General features: G+C 71.5%; 2 protein-coding genes and 1 pseudogene. All 3 read right to left on the bottom strand.

The features are described from left to right. On the bottom strand, positions 1-469 hold a 469-nt coding region (locus SACHA_RS19580; protein ID WP_039737455.1), incomplete at its 3' end, for a poly(ethylene terephthalate) hydrolase family protein. A 269-nt stretch (positions 470-738) separates the two neighbouring features. Then, entirely contained in the window at positions 739-1,647 is a 909-nt protein-coding gene (locus tag SACHA_RS0100635) for a poly(ethylene terephthalate) hydrolase family protein (RefSeq protein WP_028662757.1), read from the bottom strand. A gap of 170 nt (positions 1,648-1,817) precedes the next feature. Continuing rightward, positions 1,818-3,221 (bottom strand): annotated as a pseudogene (locus SACHA_RS26550) (helix-turn-helix transcriptional regulator); the annotation flags it as partial.

Genomic DNA, 3,221 nt, shown 5'->3' with positions numbered 1-3,221 from the left:
GCACGTCCCGGTCACTGCGGTCGGTGAGGTAGTCCAGGGCCGCGAGGAGCTGGTCACCGCGGCTGCCGGGCTGGTCGTAGCGGGTGTTGGTGTCGATGGTGAACACCACGAAGCCCTGCGAGGCCAGCCGTGGACCGTACCAGCTCATGCTGCTTTCCCCGGCGGTGAAGCCCGGGGAGATCGCCACACCGCCGAAGGTCTCGGTGGTGCGGGACGGATAGTAGATGGTGCCTCCGCCGAAGCCGGAGACCAGCGACGACACGTTCTCCTCGTCGACGGAGTAGGGACCGCGCCGGTCCTCGATGCTGTCCTCGGTGGGGTCCGGCCCGCGTTCGTACGGATTGCCCTGGGCACTGGCGACACCCGCTCCCGCCACACCACCGGTGAGGGCGAGGGCGGCGGTGACGACGCCCAGTGTCCGCCTGAACCGGCCGCGGGCCGCGGTGCCCGACTGCACTCGGGTTCGCACGTTGTCGACTCCTCTCGTGAGAACCACCCGACGTCTCGGCCGCCGGGTGTGTTCGCTTCGTCACGAACGGTTCCGAGTATCGACACCGGGTGCCGAATCGGGCATCGGTGAAATCGCCGGGATCCTCCCGGTCACCGGGTGGAACCGGGGAAAACCGGGACGGCCGATTCCGCGGATTCGCCACGCACAGCCCGAGGGGCGGTGCGCGACCGGTATCGGGCCGCGCACCGCCCCTTGGGCTGCGGAATCGAAAAGGTTCACCCCGTGGGTCAGAACGGGCAGGTGGAGCGGTACTCCTCGACGTCGGAGAACAGCCCGTCGTCGGGGCCGGGGCAGAGGAACTGCGTGTAGCGGGTGTCGTTGTCGACGAACCGCTTCAGCCACGAGATGCTGTACTTGGCGATCGTGGTGTCGGACGTGTTCGGGGCGAAGTGCGTGGCTCCGGCGAGTTCCAGGTAGGCCTTGTCCAGCGAGCCGGACAGGCTCTCGTAGAACGGCTCGGAGTGCGACGACACGGAGGCGACGCTGTCGTTCTCGGCGCCGATGATGAAGGTGGGCACGGTCACCTCGCCCCAGGTCTTGTCCAGGTTCCACGGGGTGAGTGGGATGGACGCCTGCAACGACGGCCGGTCGGCGGTGGCCTCCAGGGAGCCGCCGCCGCCCATGGAGTGGCCCATCACGGCGAGCCGGTCCGGGTCGATCCGGTCTCGCACGTCCCGGTCACTGCGGTCGGTGAGGTAGTCCAGGGCCGCGAGGAGCTGGTCACCGCGGCTGCCGGGCTGGTCGTAGCGGGTGTTGGTGTCGATGGTGAACACCACGAAGCCCTGCGAGGCCAGCCGTGGACCGTACCAGCTCATCGTGCTCTGTCCGGCGGTGTAGCCGGGGGAGACGGCCACGGCGCCGAAGGTCTCGCTGGTGCCGGTGGGGTAGTAGATGGTGCCCCCGCCGAAGCCGGAGACCAGCGACGACACGCTGTCCTCGTCGACCGAGTAGGGGCCGCGCGGCGCCTCGATGCTGTCCTCGGTGGGGTCCGGCCCGCGTTCGTACGGATTGCCCTGGGCACTGGCGACACCCGCTCCCGCCACACCACCGGTGAGGGCGAGGGCGGCGGTGACGACGCCCAGTGTCCGCCTGAACCGGCCGCGGGCCGCGGTGCCCGACTGCACTCGGGTTCGCACGTTGTCGACTCCTCTCGCGAGAACCACCCGGCGTCTCGGCCGCCGGGTGCGTTCGCGCTGTGACGAACGGCGTTGATTCTCGGGGCGAGGTGGCCGGGTCGACATCGGTGAAATCACCGGTACCTACGCGCTGGTAGGTAAGCGGCCCGGGTCAACGGTCACCGGGACGGTCAGCGGTAGAGCCTGGTCAGTTCCACCCGCGAGCGGAGGTCGAGCTTGGCGAAGATGTTGCGCAGGTGGTGGTCGACCGTCCGGTGACTGATGTAGAGCCGTGCGGCGATCTCCCGGTTGGTGGCCCCTTCGGCCACGAGTGCGGCGATCTGCTCCTGCTGCGGGGTGAGGTCGCCGAGCCCACCGGGGCCGCCGTGCCCCCTCGGTGTCGCGGCCTCCGCCGAGGTACGTCCCGCCCGACCCGGATGGCCGCACGCCCGCAGCTCCCGCGAGGCGCGGTCCACCCAGTGGCGGGCGCCCAGCTCGTCGAAGATCTGCACCGCCTCCCGGAGCACCTCCCTGGCCTGCCTGGGCTTGCGGTTGCGGCGCAGCCGCGCCGCGTACAGCATCTCCGTGCCCGCCAGGTCGTGCGGGGAGTCCGCCTCCCGGTGCAGCCGCATCGCCTCGGTGAAGTGCTCGTGGGCCTCCCCTTCGTGCTGGGCCAGCAGCGCCCGGCACCGGTGCGCCAACGCGATGCGGCCCGTGCCGCCGGTGGTCGTGGCCCACCGCTCGAACGCGGTCAGCGCCCCGTACGCGGCCTCGCGCTCCCCCGCAGCGGACGGCGGCCTCCACGAAGTGTGGCACGGCCATCACCCGGATCGGCGAACAGTGCCGCGACTGCCCGAGCGACATGCGACGGAACCGGTCGAGTGCCTCGGCCGGCCGGTCGTGGGCCAGGTCGACACACGCCGCCGCCCAGGTGCCCAGCGCTCCGGGCCTGCTCAGCCCGCGTTCGACGTAACCCGCGGACGCGGCGGCCAGCCGCAGCCCGGCGGTCTCCTGATCACCCTGGAGGGCGGCCAGCATCGCCAGCACGGTCAGGTGGTCCACCGCCGAGTTGGACTGGCCCAGCGACTCGGCCAGCTGCAGGGCCTCCAGCGAAGTCGCCGTGGCGGTGGCCAGTTGTCCGGACAACATCTCCGACATCGCCACGTAGATCATCGACCACGGCACCTCGGCCAGCTCTCCCCGCGCCCGCGCCGAGGTCACCGCCTGCACGGCGAGGGTGCGGGCCCGGGGAGCCTCACCGAGGGTGAAGGCGGCCTGGCTGGCCAGTGTCTTCGCGGACGGGTCGAGTGTGGCGTCCCCGAGGTCGACGACCCGCCGCAGCGGCTCGGCGGCGTCGTGGTGGCGGCCGCTGAAGGTCGCCGACATCGCCGCGAAGTGCTCCAGCACCACCCGGGTCGCGGGCAGTTCGTCGAACGCGCGGATCCGGGCCGCGTCCTGCGCCATGGCGCAGTAGCGGGCGTTGTCCCCGGCCACGAAGCTGGCCTCGCCCGCCAACATCAGCGTCGTGGCGGCCAGCCGCCGGTGCTCGGGAACCAGCCTGCGGGCGGTGCTGATCAGTTCGGCCGCCGCGACGG

It is taken from the genome of Saccharomonospora halophila 8 (assembly GCF_000383775.1).
In the GTDB taxonomy this organism is placed as follows: Bacteria; Actinomycetota; Actinomycetes; order Mycobacteriales; family Pseudonocardiaceae; genus Saccharomonospora; species Saccharomonospora halophila.
Note: the sequence above shows the minus strand (reverse complement) of the source record. Positions and strands in the feature narration are given on the sequence as shown.